Genomic DNA, 18,193 nt, shown 5'->3' with positions numbered 1-18,193 from the left:
AATGCGTTATCTAATTGTAAGTGACAACCACGGGGACCGTGAGATCCTAGTGAAGTTATTTGAAGAATATCGCGGAAAAGTAGACGCTATTTTTCACTGTGGCGATTCTGAATTGATGTTGGATGATCCCGTTTGGGAAGGCGTGACTGTTGTACGCGGTAATTGCGATTATCAAGGTGATTTTCCAATTGAACAAGTGAAGCAAGTAGGTGAGGATACCATCTATATCACTCATGGACATTTAAAAAATGTTCGCTTTGGTTTGATGCAGCTAATGAATGCTGCTGCGGAAAATGATGCTAATATCGTCTTTTTTGGGCACACCCATATGATTGGTTGCGAAGTAGTCAAAGGTCGCCTCTTTTTGAACCCTGGCAGTATTTCGCAGCCGAGAGGACCGCTTCAGTTTCAAGCCTATGCTATCGTGGATAGTGAAGCCGACCATTATGACATTCAATATTACGGACGCGATTTTCAACCTTTGCCAGATCTGCACTTTTCTTTAGCAAAAGACTAAATTTTTTCTAATACCATATGAAAAAAATGTGAATTGTGAGATTTTTGCATCCGTTTTCGTTACAATAGAGGTTGTTGGGAATAAACGAATGGAGGCATATCCATGATTGGACCTGCTGTAGAAGAATTATTACTGGAACAAGATACTTTTTTGATTCCTGCTGAGAATGTCGCGAACCTGAATGCGACTCATCCTTTGAGCCACGCCTTGCTAGTGTTGTCAAAGGTCAAATATTCAAAAATACCAGTGCTTGATAAAGAAGACGTGTTAGTGGGACTGGTCAGCTTGTCTGACATTGTCGAGCAAATGATGGACTTGTCAGAAGTCAGTATGGAAAAGCTGGCGGAGAAGACAGTTGCGGATGTGATGGAGACACAGGTTGCCACAATTCCTGAGAAGTGGGAATTAGAGGATGTGTTGCATTTGCTAGTAGATGAATCATTCCTATCCGTTGTGGATGAGAAGGGCTGCTTCAAAGGGATCATCACCCGTAAAGAAATCCTGAAAGCTGTCAATCACATGGTTCACGAGTTGGAACGACGTAATATCGTTTTACCACGCTTAGATCCACAAGCCAGTGATCCTAAGCTGAAGGTAGGATAAAAAATAAACATAAAATAAAAGCTCCACCATAGCATACTCGGGCTAAGGTGGAGCTTTTTTTATGGTAAGACAATCGGGGTGTTGGGAATGGTAAAGCCGGCTTGACTCAATTCGCTGACATACTCTGATAGAAAGTCTTCTTTGATAGCAAATTGCTGGCCGTTCAATACATACATAATTGTGCGAATGGCAAAGTTACCGTTGCCTAAATCAACCAGTCCAAATAAAGTTGGACCTGTTTGAATTTGCTCTTCATATTTTGGCGCTAATTTTTCATTGACGGACTCGATAATCGTTTGAATCTTATCATATCCTTCATCAGGAATAATGCGAACGTCGATAAGAATTTGCATATTTGCACGGGAAGTATTACTGATGGTGGTAATGTTCCGGTTAGGAATATAGTGAATGGTGCCGTCCGCCCCTTTTAATTGTGTGCTGCGGATGCCGACGCTGGTGACGGTACCTTCAATCCCAAGATTCAAGAGGCGAATATAATCGCCTACATCCATCTGCTGTTCAATTAAAATAAACAACCCAGTAATAATATCAGTCATAAATCCTTGAGCTCCTAGCCCAATGGCAACCCCGGCAATCCCGGCTCCAGCCAATAATGACCCAACAGGTACGCCCAGAACGGAAAGCAAGGAATAAATTAGAAAGAAAAAGAGTGTATATTGGAATACATTGTTGATTAACGTATTAATTGTATCAAGTCTACCGGTACTGACGTTTTGTCGTTGACTGTAACGCTTGTAAGTTTTATCGATAATCTTTTTACCCGCACGATTAATAATCGCGAATAGAACTATCAGCAGGAGTAACATGATGCCCTTGTCAATAATTGTGGCGATCAAAGCATCCCAGTCGATATTGTCCCACCAACGTGCCAAAGCATTGACATTTTTGGTGGCCTCTTCAATAATTTGCGGCGCCGTAGAATCAGTTGTCGCTTGTAGTAAAAACATGTGATCAATCCCTTCCGTTTTATTTTAACAAGAAGAAAAAAGGAATGCTACTATCAACTATATCTACAAGAAAAAACCAGTTCGCAATTGAACTGGTTTTTGTTGTCTATTGAATGACTGGTTGGATAGGGTGGTCGATCGTAATGGCTTCTGTACCATAACGCTCACCTAACACATATTTGGCAATATGAACAGCGCGGTCGCTCATGCGCTCCAGATTGGAGGCAGCATCGATAAATAAGACACCATCAGCAGCGCGGCCTTCACCTTCGTTGAGCATACGAATATACTTTTTACGAAGTAGTTCCACCATTTCGTTGATTTGAGTTTCACGAGTCAAAATATGCTGTGCCAACTCTTGATCATCATTTTCATAAGCGATAAAAGTATCGCGGATGTTTTTCTTCACTTTTTCAAACAGCAGGACCATATCTTTGTCATAGAGAATCGTTGTATCGCGATGAGAAGCTTTTTTCTCGCGTTTTTCACGAGCTTGTTGCTTTTTCTCAAGTTTTACGGCATCACTGATACTATTGATGATATTGCCACAGTGATCCGCAATCCGTTCCAAATCTTTGGTCATTTCCATCATCATAGATTGCTCGCGACTCTCTGCCTGTGACAATTCAACCGAGGCAACTTGAACGAGATATTCGGTTAGTCGATAATCCATGTCGTTGATGGCAGTTTCATATTGAATCGCATTTTCTTTATCGACATCGTTCTGTTTTTCATAGTAATTGAAGGTAGCATCATAAATTCCTAAAACATATTCACCCATTTGCTGTAATTCCATTTTCGCCTGATTTAATGCTAAGGCAGGAGAAGTATGAATAATGGCTTCATTCAAGCTAGATGGTTTGAAATCAATCGTGGTATCTTTACCAGGTACTAGTTTTGTTACAATATAGGCAATTTGATTGATAAACCAGAATTGAATCAACAGATTTGACACGTTAAACAGGCCGTGGGCCACCGCAATTTGCATGCTAGGATTAAGATTTAATAAGTTTGTTAGGTAAATAATAACATGAGTAAAAGGTGTTAGTAGTAACGTGAAAATTACCGCGCCTACTAAATTGAAAATAACGTGAGAACCAGCGGTCCGTTTTGCCGCAACACTAGCGCCTAAAGCAGCGATAATTGCGGTGATGGTGGTACCGATGTTGTCACCAAATAGAATAGGTAACGCAGCAGTTAATTCCAAACTACCTTGGCTATACAATTGCTGTAAAATACCAATAGTGGCACTAGAACTCTGTAAGACCATCGTCAACAGCGTTCCAATTCCCACGCCTAAAATCGGGTGGTGAGAAACGTCTACCATTAATTGACTAAATTGTGGTAGGTCCTTCAGTGGTGCCATCCCATTCCCCATAAGCTTCAGTCCGAAAAATAAACAACCGAAACCAAAAAGAATCTGCCCGATATTGTTGACGGTTTCTCTTTTTGAAAAGAAAAGCAGTAATGAGCCTACTCCGATGATGGGTAGCGCATAGGCACTAAGATTAAAACCGATAATAAAAGCGGTTACGGTAGTACCGACATTGGCCCCCATAATAACCCCAATCGCTTGCTTTAGTGTCATGAAACCAGCGCTTACTAAGCCAACCGCTAAAACAGTCGTACCAGAACTACTTTGAATCAAGCCTGTTACGATGATTCCGGCTAAAACAGCACGAAAGGGCGTTGATGTAAATTTGTTCAGGATTTCACGCAAACGATCGCCAGCCGACTTTTGCAAGCCATCGCCCATGTATTTGATCCCAAACAGAAAAATTCCTAGTCCTCCTAAAAAGGAGAATATCATTTCTTGATAGGACACTCTTGTTCCTCCTTAACTTAATGAAATCACTATCAAATCCATCATATAGAAAATTGGTTTTGTTGTAAACAAGATTTCAAACAAAGACTAACAATTGGAAGTGAAAACTATCTTCTGCATGAAAAAACGACAAAATCCTTCTCATTTTATGATACAATGACAAAAAAACAAAGGAGGAGAGGCAATGATCGACTGGGAAAATCTCGGTTTTGGCTATATAAAGACCCCGTATCGTTACCGTACACATTGGAAAGAAGGACAGTGGGATGCAGGTGGTTTAACAGAAGATAACCAACTGGTAATCAGTGAAGCATCTCCTGCGTTACATTATGGGCAACAATGTTTTGAAGGTTTGAAAGCCTATCGCTGTCAAGATGGTAGTATTAATCTCTTTCGTATTGAAGAGAATGCCAAGCGACTAAACCGAAGCGCACGCCGCCTATTGATGCCAGAAGTCCCCGAAGACGTGTTTATTGAAGCCGTCAAAGAAGTAGTGAAAGCCAACGAAGCATTTATTCCTCCTTATGGCACGGGCGGGACACTTTATCTAAGACCACTTTTGATTGGTGTCGGAGATATGATTGGCGTTCATCCGGCCAAAGAATTCATTTTTACTGTTTTTTGTATGCCAGTAGGTGCCTACTTTAAGGGCGGTTTAGTTCCAACACCTTTTATCGTTTCCGAATACGATAGGGCGGCACCTTACGGAACGGGAGCTGCCAAAGTTGGCGGCAATTATGCGGCAAGTCTTTTGCCAGGGCAAGAAGCCAAAGCCAATCATTTTTCTGATTGTATCTACTTAGATCCTGCCACCCATACGAAGATTGAGGAAGTAGGCTCTGCTAATTTCTTTGGTGTTACGAAAGACGGCAGCTTTATTACCCCTAAATCACCTTCTATTTTACCAAGTATCACCAAATATTCGCTGCTACAAATCGCAGAAGAACGTTTGGGCTTAAAAGCAGTGGAGGGCGATGTCTATATTGATGATCTTGATCGTTTTAGTGAAGCCGGAGCCTGTGGGACTGCCGCAGTGATTTCACCGATTGCGGGGATTCAATATGGCGATGACTACCACGTGTTTTATAGTGAAACCGAAGTTGGTCCAATGACTATGGCACTTTATGAAGAGTTAACGGGTATCCAGTTTGGCGACCGGCCTGCACCAGCTGGCTGGATTACCAAGTTGGCGTAAGCAAATCATTTGGGGTTTAGGATGCTTTCTTCTATCCTTGAGAAAAGGGGGAATAGTAATGAACCAGATCGGTAAAAGCAAGGTTTTAGTTAAACCACTAGGCTTAGGCACGAATAAAGTCGGCGGTCATAACCTTTTTTCTGAATTACAAGATGAAATCGGCAGAGAAGTCGTAACTGCAGCCTTGGAGCAAGTTGTTCAACTATTGGATACAGCCTTTATATATGGAAAAGGGCGCTCAGAAGAATTGATTGGGGAAGTGCTGCAGCAATTTCCGCGGGAGCAAGTTGTGATTGCCGATAAAGCAGCCCATGATCTATCCAGCGGTGAAATCGTGATGAATAATCATCCCGACTTCTTAAAGCGCTCCGTTGACGAGGCTTTGTTGCGGCTTCAAACGGATTATATCGACATATTCTACATCCATTTTCCCGATGAGGATACCAACAAAGCGGAAGCTGTCGGAGCATTGGCAGAAATGCGCGAGGCGGGTAAGCTCAAAGCGATTGGAGTTTCCAACTTTAGTGAGGCACAAATCAAGGAAGCCAACCAAAATGGTCTAGTAGATGTCGTGGAGGATCATTACAGTTTGCTAGCGCGCCAAGCAGAGCAAAATTTTGCTTATTTTAAGGAGCAGCAAATCAGTTTTATTCCTTATTTTCCATTGGAAAGTGGCTTGCTAACGGGTAAATATACACCAGACATGACGTTTGGAAAAGATGACCCTCGCAGTAGGAAAGTCAACTTTCAAGGAGTACGCTATCAAGCGATTCTTGAGCGATTAGCAGAGGTAGCGCAGCTAGCAGAGTCTCATCAGGTCGCTACGCTCCAAGTCGTTTTAGCGTGGTATATGATGAACCCCGCGTTGGCCGCCGTTATTCCAGGCGCTCGTACACCTGAACAGGTGGCGGGACTAGTCGCTGCCAATAATGTTCAACTCTCACCAGCTGAATATCAGCAAATTGATAAGCTATTTCAAGGATTACCAGCATAAAAAAACGGGCCAGTGTTATTCACTGGTCCGTTTTTCGTTATTGACTATTTTGCTTCTTGAATGATCTCGATGGTTTCGATTTTAACAGGATCAACTGGTTTGGACATTTCACCACTTGAGGAAGCCTCTACTTTACCGGCAGCAATTTTATCCACAACATCCATGCCTTCAATGACTTGCCCGAAGACAGTGTATTGTGAATCTAGCTGGGGTACACCGCCGTCTTTATAGGCATCGATGATTTTTTGCGGATACTCAGTATCTAAGCGTCCATCAGAAACATCATCGTGATTTTGCACGATAAAAAATTGGCTGCCCTGTGAAACTGGGTCTTGTGAACGAGCCATAGATAAGGCTCCACGTAAATGATAAAGTTGTTTAGAAATTTCCATCTCGAAAGGTTCGCCCCAGATGCTTTCGCCGCCAGTCCCGTCACCTTTAGGATCTCCAGATTGAATCATAAAGTCTTCGACCACGCGGTGGAAAGTGACACCGTCATAATACTTGTCTTTTGCATGCGTCATGAAATTCTCCACGGCTTTCGGTGCAATCTCAGGGAATAGCTTGATTTTGATATTGCCTTCACTGGTTTTCATTTCGACAACAGACTCATTGTCTTTAACTTCTTTATCAAGCTGAGGTAAATCTAGTGCATTCAAATCAACAGAAGATTCTGTTGTTTGGGTTTCTGATCCGCTTGTAGCGGAACTGCTATCACTTGTTGCGGTGTTGCCGCCACCACAAGCGGCTAATAATAGGGTCAGACCAGCTAAAGCGGCCCATTTGGACATTGATTTGATCGTCATTTAGACACTCCTTTTAAACATTCTCTAATTAAGTGTAACAAACTAATGAGAAAAGAACCACAAAAAAATGAAACATTTCGAGGGAAAGGTCTAGACAATTCCCAACACTTTGCTATAATTGAAAGTGTATTCATTATAATGAAATTTGGAGGTTTCACGATGGGAAAACTTGGTATTTCAATTTATCCAGAACGTTCAACATTTGAAAAGGACAAAGCGTATTTAGATTTAGCACATAAATATAGTTTTAAGCGGGTCTTTACTAGCTTGCTGCAAATCAAAGAAGACAAAGAAAAAGTCTTAGGCGAATTTAAAGCTGTTGTGGATTATGCTAATAGCTTAGACATGGAAGTGATGGTAGACATCAATCCAGCCTTGTTTGAACAATTAGAGATCTCTTACGATGACTTGAGTTTCTTCCATGAAATGGGCGCAGATGGTATTCGTCTTGACCTAGGTTTCACTGGGGCTGAAGAAGCGAAAATGACTCGTAATCCTTATAATTTAAAAATCGAAATTAATATGAGCCAAGGTACGCGCTACGTGGACAATATCATGAGCTACTCGCCTAATACCAACAACTTGATTGGTTCTCATAATTTCTATCCGCATCGTTATTCTGGCTTGAGCTATGATCACTTTGTGTATTGCTCTAATCAATTCCGCCACTATAACTTGAACACCATGGCCTTTGTTAACTCACATGCCGCAACGTTTGGTCCTTGGCCAACACAAGATGGTCTATGTACACTAGAGGACCATCGCGACTTGGAAATTGCCACTCAAGTAAAACATTTAGTCTTAACTGGCTTAATCGATGATATCACGGTGGGGAATGCCTACGCCTCTGAAGAAGAATTGAAAGCAATGGCTGAAGCCTTCAATGCAGAATATCCTTCTATCAAAGTTGATGTAGCTGAAGACATCACAGATGATGAAAAAGAAGTTTTATTCAACAATCTACACAGCTACCGTGGCGATCGCTCTGAATATATCCTACGTTCTACTTGGACACGGGTAAAATACAAAGATTTGCCATTCCCAGCTCACAACACTCGTGATATGACGCGCGGTGACGTCTTAATTGATAACGTTGGCTATGGTCAATACAAAGGCGAAACACAAATTGCCTTGAAAGAAATGAAAAATGACGGACGCGTCAATGTAGTAGGGCGCATTTCTGATGACGAATTGTTCTTGTTGGAATTCCTAAAACCATGGTCTTCCTTCAAATTAATTCAAAACTAAAACGAAACCCCGGTGACTGTATGTCATCGGGGTTTTTACGAATAAATGAGGGAATGCCAGCTTTTTTTTAGACTATCTTAAAGATGAAGCTTGCCAGTATAGATTGGCTAGTCTTCAAATCTGCATAAGGTGTAACCTGCTTTTTGTGCCTCCGGAAGTTTCATTGTTTTGATACTTTTGGCGGCCTTTAAGCCGCGACAGTTCTTGTCAAAATGATACTTCTTGCCGCTGTTTGGAGCGATATAAACCGTTTTACCGTTTACCACCTTGGTTTTAGCGCCATTGGCATAAAGCCAGCCAATCAGTTTGCCATTACTTTGATAGATTTTTTTATAGGTCCCATATTTTGTGGTTGCTTCTTGTTTGATTGTGACTTCCTTGTTTAGAAACTGTTTTGAGTTTGCAGATTTCTTAGCACCTTTGACATAAGGTTTGGACCAAATGGTGCTATTTGAGGCTGTCACGATTTGCTTATAGGGTTTTGCAACTTTTTTGTATTTGATGGTTTCTACGGCGCCTAACGCATTTTTGTTGACCCAGCCTAGATATTTTTTCCCTTTGTAGACTTTCCAATAAGTGCCACTTTTATTTTTTGTTTCTCTAGTAATTTTTAATGATTGATAGAGATAGCTAGTAGTCGTTCCGCGCTTCTTGGCGCCCTTGACATAGCCCCGATCCCAGATTGTGGTGCCTTTTTTGAAGACCTCTTTTTGTACGTCAGGGATATCTTTACTCGTATAATACTTGGTAGCTGCCCCGACAGGACTGACCTGTAAACCCATCATCAAAATTACGGCAACTAAGATGATTCTAACCTTTTTCATTAACCTCTCCTCCTTGCATTTATGATACGCCTAAATGCCGTTTTCGCCAAATGAAACCCTATTCATTCTAGATGATTCACCCTTGACAACTCAAAGTCCTCACGGTAGTATGAAGGCAAATAAGGAATGTACAATGAGGTACATTGAAACAGGTGATGAAGCCTAAAGCGAATACCCTCGCTTTAGGCTTTTTTTGCGAATTGGAGGTTACAAAATGAAAAAAATAATTTTGATGGGCGCTGTTGGCTGTGGCAAAACAACCCTCTGCCAGGCCATTCAGGGAGAAGAACTGCGTTATCAGAAAACGCAAGCAGTGACCTTTCTGCCAGAATTGATTGATACGCCTGGCGAATTTATTTTACATCGGCAATATTATAATGCGTTAAATGTGACGGCAGCTGATGCCCGCGTGATTGGTTTAGTGCAAAGCGTGACGGAGCAAAGTCAAATCTTCTCCCCAGGCTTCGGCACGATTTTTCCAAAGAAGATTGTCGGAATCGTCACAAAAATCGACCAGGCAGAAGAAGGTCAACTAGCTTGGGTGCGGAATCAGTTGGTGCAAGCCGGCGCAAGTGAAATTTTTGAAGTGTCTGCTTTCACAGGAGCAGGCGTACCTGAATTAGCGAAATTTATACATGAATTGGAGGAATAATAATGAAAATCTATACAAAAACGGGTGACAAAGGTATGACCAAGCTGGTTGGAGGTAGCCAAGTTTCTAAGGACTCTGATCGGGTTGAAAGTTATGGGACAGTGGATGAATTAAATTCTTGGCTAGGTTTTTCCATCAGTATGTTGTCAGATCAGCACTCAGAATTAAAGCAAGAATTGAAACGAGTTCAGCAATTTTTATTTGATGTTGGCACAGACTTAGCAACGCCGCTAGAGGCAGAGCGTCCCTTGAAACTTGAAGGGGAGAGTGTTACGTGGCTAGAGGAACGAATTGATCGCTACACGGCTGAAGCGCCAGATATCGAACGCTTTATTCTTCCTGGAGGCAGTCAAGGTGCCAGCATGATGCATATGGCGCGAACCATTGCACGACGGGCTGAGCGACAAATCGTTCGACTTAGCTGGACCGCAAAATTGAATGGGGAAGTCATCATGTTTGTAAACCGTCTTTCCGATTATTTTTATGCAGTTGCCCGCGTAATCAATGTACGCGAGGGTGTGGAAGATGTCTTTTATGAACGCGGTGAGAAAGTCTTTCACAGTATCAAAAAGGATGGACTTTAAACAAGCTTGAAATCGTAACCAAAATGTGCTAAAGTCAACTTAATCAATCAGACTCTATGAAAAATACGGATGGAAGTTAGTGAAAATCTAACACGGTCCCGCCACTGTGATGAGCACAATGCTCTAAGTCAGGTCTTTCCGCTTTTCATTATCGGGCATGCTGTTTCGAGGCTAAACAGGATGTTTCTTCTTACACCCTAAGGTGAAAAATCCAGCCCTCGGAGTTGATTGAGACTTGCACATAGCTGTGCAGAAGGAGAACGGGCTGGTCTTTCAACGCTGAAAGAGTGAACAAGTACAATGATGTACCGCTGCTTTCCTTTTTTATGTTGACAAGTAAAATAATCCGTTGTACAGTATGACCTGTAAAAGTCGGTGTACAATGGGGTATACAAAGAAGCAAAGACGCTTCAAACATTCGTTACGTTTGTTTGAAGCGTCTTTTTTGATTTTTGCGAATAATTGAAGGAGGGAAGAACATGGAAAAAATTCATTTTTCCACACAGCTTTGGGTCGGAGATGATGCGCTAAAAGAATTGGAGACGATCCAAGGGAAAAAAATATTTGTTGTGACAGATCCATTCATTGTTGAATCGGGTTTGTCTAAAGAAATTACCAGCTATCTATCGGCAAATGAATATCTGATTTTCAGTGATATCGTGCCCGATCCCCCAATTGAAAAAGTAGTTGCCGGCATCAAAGCCATGAATCGTTTTGGCGCCAACGTTATTGTGGCAATCGGCGGCGGGTCTGCCATCGACGCTGCTAAAGCCATGAAATACTTTGGTAAACGTACGTTGAAGACGGAAATCGAAACCTTTATCGCTATTCCCACCACGAGTGGTACCGGATCTGAGGTAACCAATTTCGCTGTTATCACCGTACCAGAAACCGCAACAAAATATCCGCTGGTAACAGATGAAATTCAACCGGATATCGCCATCTTAGATACGAATCTTGTGATGAGTGTACCCCCTAAGATTACTGCCGATACCGGGATGGATGTCTTGACGCATGTCTTAGAAGCCTACGTTTCGACTGAGGCAAATCTAGTGGCCGATGCTTTTGCTGAAAAGGTCGTAAAGCTAGTCTTTGATAATTTGGAAAAGGCTTATCGTGACGGAACTGATCGTCAAGCGCGAGCGAATATGCACTTAGCCTCTTGTATGGCTGGAATGGCCTTTAATTTGACCTCCTTAGGTTTGAATCACGGGATCGCTCATGCTGCAGGAGCACGTTTGCATGTTCCGCATGGTCGCATGAATGGAATTTTGTTGCCGACTGTCATCGAATACAACGCTGATTTAGCACACTATACAGCTGATAACTACGCGGCTAAACGGTATACGGCGTTGGCAAACTGCTTGGGTGAATCAACTAAAAATCCTAGAATGGGTGTCCAGAATTTAATCCGTGCAGTGAAACAGTTACGTCAAAAATTAGACATGCCGGCAACTTTAACAGAATTCGGCTTGCCGCGTGAAACCATCAGCCAAGAGCAAGATGCCATTGCGTTAGCAGCCTTAGCCGACGGTTGTACCAGCACAAATCCACGAAGAGCATCCTTGGAAGATGTCAAAAAAATAATTGAAACGATTTCATAAAAAGCGGTTGACTCACTTGTTTTCTTAGCCTATAATGCAGATAGCACAACGAGGTGCTCCAAAACTGAAGAGCAAAGAAGCTCCTTAATAAGAAACGAAAGACGATGATCTTTTGGCTTTTTTATTAGGGATTTTTTATTTGCAATAGAATGGAGAGCGATACTTGTTGGAAGAAAAACAACGAATGATTCAGGAATACGTTCCTGGTAAACAGGTGACACTCGCCCATATCATCGCCAGTCCTAACAAAGAGATTTATACGAAACTAGGATTACCAGAAGGCACTAGTAATGCCCTAGGGATCCTAACGATTACACCAAGTGAGGCCGCAATTATCGCCGTTGATATTGCAACCAAAAGTGGTGATATCCAAATAGGTTTCATTGATCGCTTTAGTGGATCCGTCGTGATTAGCGGGGATGTCAGTTCTGTCGAATCAGCACTGCAAGAAGTCATAAAAGGTCTTAGCAGTATTCTAGGTTTTTCGGTTACCTGTAAGATAACTAGAACTTAGCGAAACAGTGAGGGTGTGAAGGCAATGAAAGGCAGAATCGTGATAGTCGATGATGAACCAATCACCAGACTTGACGTAAAGGATATTCTGAGTGAGGCCGGATACGATGTAGTAGGTGAAGCAGCGGATGGTTTTGAAGCGATTGAGGTGTGTAGAAGAACACGACCAAATGTCGTTTTGATGGATATCCAGATGCCGATTTTAGATGGTCTAAAGGCAGGAAAGAAAATCATTCAGGATCAATTAGCAGACAGTATCGTCTTTTTATCTGCGTATAGTGATCTTGAGAACACTGAAAAAGCCAAAAAGCTTGGCGCAGTTGGTTATCTTGTCAAGCCATTAGACGAAAAATCCTTGATTCCAACGATTGAGATGAGTATTGCCCGTGGGAAAGAGACGCAAGAGCTAATCAAAGAAATTGACAAGCTTAAGGGGAAACTGGAAGAACGGAAAATCATCGAACGTGCGAAGGGAATTTTGATCAAGGAAAATCATGTCTCTGAAGAGGAAGCGTACCAAATGATCCGTAAATTAAGTATGGACAAGCGGGCGCCAATGCGAGAAATCGCAGAATTGATCGTGATGGATGATGACTAAAATCGATAAAATGCGCCAACTATGCCAGGAATATACAAATCTGACGGAGTCCGATGTGAAAGAACTGGCCCGGACTGCTGAGTATTTAGAACAAAGCTCATTATATGGTAACTCTGATGTCTTTATCGATGTCTTTAATGAAACCACCCGCGAAGCGCTAGTTGTTTATCATAAACTTCCCGAAAAACAACCATCACTATACCAGAGTGAAGTCGTAGGGCAAGATGCCCTTTTAAAGAACGAACCTGGCGTGATGCGGACGCTGGAAACTAGCTTGAATACAATTGGTCTTTTAGCCCTTTCGCAGGAAAATCGACCAATTCAGCAAAATATTTATCCAATTCGAAATGCACAACGGACGATCGGAGTGATTATCGTCGAAACGGATATTGAGCATGCGGTTGAGCCTAGCCAAACAATGGCGGATATCAAAAGCTACTCACAAATCTCTACAGCACTCGAAGCACTGCATCATTTAGATGATTCCGTTGTAGATCAGCTGCCTGAAGCAATCTTGGTCTATAACCAGAATGGACAGCTGCTTTTAACTAACCAAGTTGCGGTTAAGCTCTATAAGCGATTAGGCTATCGTAATCGATTGGTGGGCATGCACTATGACAATTTGACCCTCGATTATACCACTTTCGAATATACGCTATATCAATTCTCACATCAATCGACGCATCAGCCTATTGATTTAGAGACGACCTATCTTGATTATTTCTTTATGATTAAGAAAATTTGGATTGAAGATGAACACAAACTGGTTGTGATTATCCAAGATAACACCGAGGTAAAAAGTAAAGAGGCGGAGATTATTTCTAAATCTGTCGCCATTCGTGAGATTCATCACCGCGTCAAAATAACCTACAATCGGTGGTTTCATTGCTACGGATTCAGGAAAGGCGCACCCAAAGTGAAGAGGCAAAGAAAGTTTTACGTGAAAGTGTTTCGCGTATTATGGCAATTGCCGCCACGCACGAATTACTATCAAAACAAGTAGAGGATCAAGTATCATTAAGCCAGACGCTGGAAGCTGTCATTTACAACTTCCGTCATATTTTTCGCAATTCTCGTAGTATTGAACTCTCTTTAGAAGTCGATCCGACGATTATGATTCAAAGTGAACAAATGGTGACTGTCTCGCTCATTGTAAATGAGTTGGTTCAAAACGTTTTTGACCATGCCTTTAAAGCAGAGCAAAAAGGATCTGTTTTGATCAGAGGCTACGAAAAGCAACGGCTGATTTATATTTCAGTGGAAGATAATGGTAACGGTTATGATTTGAAGGCTACGAACACAGATAGTTTAGGCCTGATGATCGTTTCGAGCTACGTCAAGGACAAGCTCAAAGGTAAAATCAAAATTGAATCAAATGAGCAGGGCACAAAAACCTGCTTCTATTTTGAAAAGAACATCATTGATGCTGTTCGACGTTAAGCAAAGGCGCTTAAAGAAAGTAGAGATTTTTCTTACTATTCTTTAAGTGTCTTTTTTTGCATCAAAAGCGGAAGGAAGTGAAAAAAATGGGCAAAGAAAAGTTACTTACAGTTGGGATTGACTTAGGGACATCAACGACCCAGTTGGTCCTTTCAGAGTTGACTGTTGAGAACTTTGCTTCAGCGTTTTCTGTTCCACGTATCACCATCTCAGATAAAGAAGTCATCTATCGCAGTGATATCATGTTCACTCCGCTGCTGAGTCCAACAGAAATCGATGATGAACCAATCAAAAAATTTGTGGCTGCCCAATATCAAAAGGCCGGTATTCAAAAAGAAGAGATTCAAATGGGGGCTGTCATCATAACCGGTGAAACAGCGCGCAAGAGTAATTCAAGTAAAGTTTTAGAAGCCCTCAGCGGCTACGCTGGTGATTTTGTAGTGGCAACGGCCGGCCCAGATTTAGAGAGCATTATCGCTGGTAAGGGAGCGGGAACTGAAACCTTTTCTGAGCAAAAACGGTATCCAGTAGCCAATATTGATATTGGTGGCGGTACAAGTAATCTCGCCGTTTTCAAAGATGGAGAAGTGATGGACACTGCCTGCTTTGATATTGGCGGGCGCCTTATCAAAATTGAGGCAGCCACGCGGACGGTAACGTATATTGCGCCAAAAGTCCAAGCGATTATCGAAGCCATTGATAGTCCAATAAGAGTAGGGGCTAAAGCGGACCAAGCACAATTAGCACCAATCATTCAAGTGCTCGTACACGTACTGGAAAATAGTGTTGGCATTGGTGAGCGCAGTCCTTTCTACGATTTATTGATTACCAACCATGGCTTGCGGCTAGACGAAGAAATACCCACGATTACCTTTTCCGGTGGCGTTGCCGACTGTTTGGCAGAGTTACCAGACGATCCCTTCCGATATGGCGATATTGGTCTCTTGCTGGGAAATAAAATTTTCACCTCAAGACTTTTTCAAAAAGAAGTGCTGCATTCCGCCGAAACGATTCGCGCGACGGTTGTGGGGGCTGGTTCTCATACGGCTGAGGTTAGTGGCAGTACCATTGCTTATAAAGAAGAGATTCTACCAATCAAAAATCTGCCGATTCTAAAAATAGCGACAGATGATGAAAATCTCCCAGCTGAAGCGATGGCTGAGCGAATCACTGAAAAGCTGAACTGGCATCGGATTGATGAAACTCCTAAGATTGCTCTGGCTGTAAAAGGTTTGAAAAATCCTAGCTTTGCTGATATCCAACGATACGGCGAAGGCATCGTTAAGGGGCTGTCCGCCTTGGTTAAGGAAAATATTCCTTTGATTGTCATGGTGGATGCCGATATGGCAAAAGCCTTGGGCCATAGTCTCTTTGCACAATTGCCACCAGATTATCCCTTTGTCTGCTTGGATTCGGTTCGCGTAGAAAATGGCGATTATATCGACATCGGCCAGCCAGTTGCTGACGGCGCTGTGTTACCGGTGATCGTGAAAACATTAGTATTCAACTAAAGGAGCGAAGAAAAACATGATTCTTAAAACAAAGCTTTTCGGTAAAGTTTATCAGTTTGCTTCCGTTAAAGAAGTTTTAGCAAAAGCAAACGAGGAAAAATCCGGTGATAAACTTGCTGGCGTAGCTGCTACTAGTTCAGAAGAACGAGTTGCCGCTAAAGTCGTCTTAGCGCAATTAACATTGAACGACCTTTTTAATAATCCTGTAGTGGATTATGACGAGGATGAAGTGACCCGGATCATTATCGACCAAGTCAATATGCGTATTTTTGAATCGATTAAACATTGGACTGTTCAAGAATTAAGAGAATGGATCCTATCCGATCAAACAACTGATTTCGACATTAAACATGTTTCGCGTGGTTTAACTTCAGAAATGATTGCGGCCGTCTGCAAGCTAATGTCCAATATGGACTTAATCGTAGGTGCCAAAAAAATCCATATTGAAAAAACGGCCAATACGACGATTGGTCGTCCCGGCACTTTCTCTGCGCGGCTACAACCGAACCACCCAACAGATAATGTTGACGGTATTATGGCTTCTGTCATGGAAGGTTTATCATTTGGTGCAGGGGATGCGGTTATTGGTTTGAACCCCGTTGATGACTCAACAGAAAGTGTTAAACGAATCCTGAATAAGTTTGAGGAATTCCGGAGTGAATGGGATATTCCGACCCAAACTTGTGTCTTGGCCCACGTTACAACCCAAATGGAAGCAATGCGTCAAGGGGCACCTACTGGGTTAGTCTTCCAGTCAATCGCTGGTTCTGAAAAAGGGAATACTGCTTTTGGCTTGAACGGCGACATGTTACAAGAAGCGCGCGATTTAGCCTTGCAAAGTGGCCAAGCGGCGGGTCCTAATGTGATGTACTTTGAAACTGGTCAAGGGTCTGAGTTGTCTTCAGAAGCAAACTTTGGGGCGGACCAAGTAACAATGGAAGCTCGTTGCTACGGCTTTGCTAAAAAGTATGACCCATATATCGTCAATACGGTTGTAGGCTTCATTGGCCCTGAATATTTATATGATTCCAAGCAAGTCATTCGCGCTGGCTTAGAAGATCACTTCATGGGTAAATTAACCGGTATTTCAATGGGCTGTGATGTCTGCTACACCAACCATATGAAAGCTGACCAAAATGATATGGAAAACCTAACGATTCTTTTAGCTTCCGCTGGTTGTACGTATATCATGGGCATTCCACATGGCGATGATGTGATGTTGAATTACCAAACAACTGGATTCCACGAAACTGCTACAATCCGTGAAATGTTCGGCCTTCGTCCAATTAAAGAATTTGAAGAATGGATGGAAAAAATGGGCTTCATGGAAAATGGTAAATTAACAAGTCGCGCTGGGGATGCGTCAGCGTTTCTGAAATAGAGAGGGTGAGCAGAATGAACGAAAAAGAATTAAAATCCATGATCGAATCGATTTTAAACGATATGGTAACAGGTGAAAAGGAACCAGTTGCGACACCGGTTGCCAAAAATGAACCAACGCAACAAATGCCGGTTACAGCCACAACGACAGTTGAAGATGGCATGATCGATGATATTACCGAGGTAGATATTCGGAAAGCATTATATGTTCCCGATCCTCATGACCGTGAAGGTTATCTGAAAATGAAATCCTACACACCCGCTCGTTTAGGTGTTTGGCGTGCAGGGACACGCTACATGACGCAATCAAGTCTTCGTTTCCGAGCAGACCACGCAGCTGCTCAAGATGCGGTCTTCTCTGATGTTGATCCTGAATTAGTCAAAGAAATGGGTTTTGTAGCCACACAAACCATCTGCGAAACAAAGGATGAGTACCTAACTCGTCCTGACTACGGTCGTCAATTTAATGAAGAAAATATTGACATCATTCGTCAGAATACGAAGAAAAGTCCTAAAATCCAAATGGTTGTGGGCGATGGCTTGAGTTCCGCTGCCATCGAAGCCAATATTCGCGAAGTGATTCCTTCTATTAAACAAGGCTTGAAAATGTACAATCTTGATTTTGACGATGTGGTTTTCGTGAAATATTGCCGGGTACCTGCTATGGATAAAATTGCGGAAGTAACGGATGCCGAGGTCGTTTGTTTGTTAGTTGGAGAACGTCCTGGCTTAGTTACAGCAGAATCCATGAGTGCTTATATCGCTTATCGTCCAACTGTCGGTATGCCAGAAGCGCGCCGGACCGTGATTTCTAATATCCATAAAGGTGGTACGCCAGCAGTTGAAGCCGGTGCCTATATTGCAGAATTGATCAAGAAGATGATGGATAAGAAGAAATCTGGTATTGAGTTGAAAGAAGCCGAATAGGAGG

19 protein-coding genes and 1 riboswitch are annotated in these 18,193 nt (G+C 42.3%); of the genes, 15 read left to right on the top strand and 4 right to left on the bottom strand.

All coding sequences use genetic code 11. The features are described from left to right. Window position 1 precedes the first annotated feature (1 nt). Together ECA01S_RS01360 and cbpB are read left to right on the top strand one after the other, a co-directional pair. Window positions 2-517, top strand: a complete 516-nt coding sequence (locus ECA01S_RS01360; protein ID WP_067389937.1) for a metallophosphoesterase family protein — start codon at window positions 2-4, stop codon at window positions 515-517. Between the two features lie 102 nt (window positions 518-619). Continuing rightward, window positions 620-1,120 (top strand): cyclic-di-AMP-binding protein CbpB, encoded by a 501-nt coding sequence (cbpB, locus tag ECA01S_RS01355; protein ID WP_067389934.1) that lies wholly within the window; start codon window positions 620-622, stop codon window positions 1,118-1,120. A gap of 59 nt (window positions 1,121-1,179) precedes the next feature. Here the strand turns inward: cbpB and ECA01S_RS01350 are convergent, their stop codons facing one another. Both ECA01S_RS01350 and ECA01S_RS01345 read right to left on the bottom strand, forming a co-directional pair. Further along, window positions 1,180-2,088 (bottom strand): mechanosensitive ion channel family protein, encoded by a 909-nt coding sequence (locus tag ECA01S_RS01350; protein WP_067389932.1) that lies wholly within the window; start codon window positions 2,086-2,088, stop codon window positions 1,180-1,182. 106 nt (window positions 2,089-2,194) lie between these two features. Next, window positions 2,195-3,913, bottom strand: coding sequence for a Na/Pi cotransporter family protein (locus tag ECA01S_RS01345; RefSeq protein ID WP_067389929.1), 1,719 nt, complete (start codon window positions 3,911-3,913; stop codon window positions 2,195-2,197). 184 nt (window positions 3,914-4,097) lie between these two features. Here ECA01S_RS01345 and ECA01S_RS01340 point away from each other — a divergent pair, with 184 nt between their 5' ends. Beyond that, window positions 4,098-5,108: a branched-chain amino acid aminotransferase gene (locus tag ECA01S_RS01340; protein WP_067389926.1), complete on the top strand. Its 1,011-nt coding sequence runs from the start codon at window positions 4,098-4,100 to the stop codon at window positions 5,106-5,108. 58 nt (window positions 5,109-5,166) lie between these two features. After that, window positions 5,167-6,102, top strand: coding sequence for an aldo/keto reductase (locus tag ECA01S_RS01335; RefSeq protein WP_067389923.1), 936 nt, complete (start codon window positions 5,167-5,169; stop codon window positions 6,100-6,102). 44 nt (window positions 6,103-6,146) lie between these two features. Here ECA01S_RS01335 and ECA01S_RS01330 read toward each other — a convergent pair whose 3' ends face one another. Beyond that, window positions 6,147-6,908, bottom strand: a complete 762-nt coding sequence (locus ECA01S_RS01330) for a peptidylprolyl isomerase (RefSeq protein ID WP_067389920.1) — start codon at window positions 6,906-6,908, stop codon at window positions 6,147-6,149. Between the two features lie 159 nt (window positions 6,909-7,067). Here ECA01S_RS01330 and ECA01S_RS01325 point away from each other — a divergent pair, with 159 nt between their 5' ends. Then, a complete protein-coding gene (locus ECA01S_RS01325; RefSeq protein ID WP_067389917.1) occupies window positions 7,068-8,156 on the top strand; it encodes a DUF871 domain-containing protein in 1,089 nt (362 codons plus the stop codon). A 107-nt stretch (window positions 8,157-8,263) separates the two neighbouring features. Here the strand turns inward: ECA01S_RS01325 and ECA01S_RS01320 are convergent, their stop codons facing one another. Then, complete coding sequence (locus ECA01S_RS01320) at window positions 8,264-8,980, bottom strand: GW dipeptide domain-containing protein (RefSeq protein ID WP_067389915.1); 717 nt, start codon at window positions 8,978-8,980, stop codon at window positions 8,264-8,266. A 214-nt stretch (window positions 8,981-9,194) separates the two neighbouring features. Here ECA01S_RS01320 and ECA01S_RS01315 point away from each other — a divergent pair, with 214 nt between their 5' ends. The 10 genes from ECA01S_RS01315 (at window position 9,195) to eutC (ending at window position 18,189) form a co-directional block, all read left to right on the top strand. Then, the gene (locus ECA01S_RS01315; RefSeq protein ID WP_067389912.1) at window positions 9,195-9,632 is read left to right on the top strand and encodes a EutP/PduV family microcompartment system protein; all 438 of its coding nucleotides are present in this window, start codon (window positions 9,195-9,197) and stop codon (window positions 9,630-9,632) included. A 2-nt stretch (window positions 9,633-9,634) separates the two neighbouring features. After that, window positions 9,635-10,216: a cob(I)yrinic acid a,c-diamide adenosyltransferase gene (locus tag ECA01S_RS01310; protein WP_067389909.1), complete on the top strand. Its 582-nt coding sequence runs from the start codon at window positions 9,635-9,637 to the stop codon at window positions 10,214-10,216. Between the two features lie 43 nt (window positions 10,217-10,259). Next, a riboswitch (adenosylcobalamin (AdoCbl) riboswitch) is annotated at window positions 10,260-10,405 on the top strand. A 290-nt stretch (window positions 10,406-10,695) separates the two neighbouring features. Continuing rightward, window positions 10,696-11,820, top strand: coding sequence for a 1-propanol dehydrogenase PduQ (locus ECA01S_RS01305; protein WP_067389906.1), 1,125 nt, complete (start codon window positions 10,696-10,698; stop codon window positions 11,818-11,820). Between the two features lie 166 nt (window positions 11,821-11,986). Next, window positions 11,987-12,334, top strand: a complete 348-nt coding sequence (eutS, locus tag ECA01S_RS01300; protein ID WP_067391073.1) for an ethanolamine utilization microcompartment protein EutS — start codon at window positions 11,987-11,989, stop codon at window positions 12,332-12,334. 24 nt (window positions 12,335-12,358) lie between these two features. Next, complete coding sequence (locus ECA01S_RS01295) at window positions 12,359-12,931, top strand: ANTAR domain-containing response regulator (RefSeq protein WP_067389902.1); 573 nt, start codon at window positions 12,359-12,361, stop codon at window positions 12,929-12,931. Further along, window positions 12,921-13,934 (top strand): histidine kinase N-terminal domain-containing protein, encoded by a 1,014-nt coding sequence (locus ECA01S_RS14520; RefSeq protein WP_245631182.1) that lies wholly within the window; start codon window positions 12,921-12,923, stop codon window positions 13,932-13,934. The genes ECA01S_RS01295 and ECA01S_RS14520 overlap by 11 nt, the downstream gene beginning before the upstream one ends. Beyond that, window positions 13,817-14,371: a sensor histidine kinase gene (locus tag ECA01S_RS14515; RefSeq protein WP_245631181.1), complete on the top strand. Its 555-nt coding sequence runs from the start codon at window positions 13,817-13,819 to the stop codon at window positions 14,369-14,371. Before ECA01S_RS14520 ends, ECA01S_RS14515 begins: the two co-directional genes overlap by 118 nt. A gap of 86 nt (window positions 14,372-14,457) precedes the next feature. Beyond that, complete coding sequence (gene eutA, locus ECA01S_RS01285; RefSeq protein WP_067389899.1) at window positions 14,458-15,882, top strand: ethanolamine ammonia-lyase reactivating factor EutA; 1,425 nt, start codon at window positions 14,458-14,460, stop codon at window positions 15,880-15,882. Between the two features lie 16 nt (window positions 15,883-15,898). After that, on the top strand, window positions 15,899-17,263 hold the full coding sequence (locus ECA01S_RS01280; protein ID WP_067389896.1) for an ethanolamine ammonia-lyase subunit EutB: 1,365 nt from the start codon (window positions 15,899-15,901) through the stop codon (window positions 17,261-17,263). Window positions 17,264-17,388: 125 nt separating this feature from the next. Then, window positions 17,389-18,189: an ethanolamine ammonia-lyase subunit EutC gene (gene eutC, locus ECA01S_RS01275; protein ID WP_373277533.1), complete on the top strand. Its 801-nt coding sequence runs from the start codon at window positions 17,389-17,391 to the stop codon at window positions 18,187-18,189. Window positions 18,190-18,193 lie beyond the last annotated feature (4 nt).

The organism is Enterococcus canis NBRC 100695 (genome assembly GCF_001544375.1).
Lineage (GTDB): Bacteria > Bacillota > Bacilli > Lactobacillales > Enterococcaceae > Enterococcus_H > Enterococcus_H canis.
Note: the sequence above shows the minus strand (reverse complement) of the source record. Positions and strands in the feature narration are given on the sequence as shown.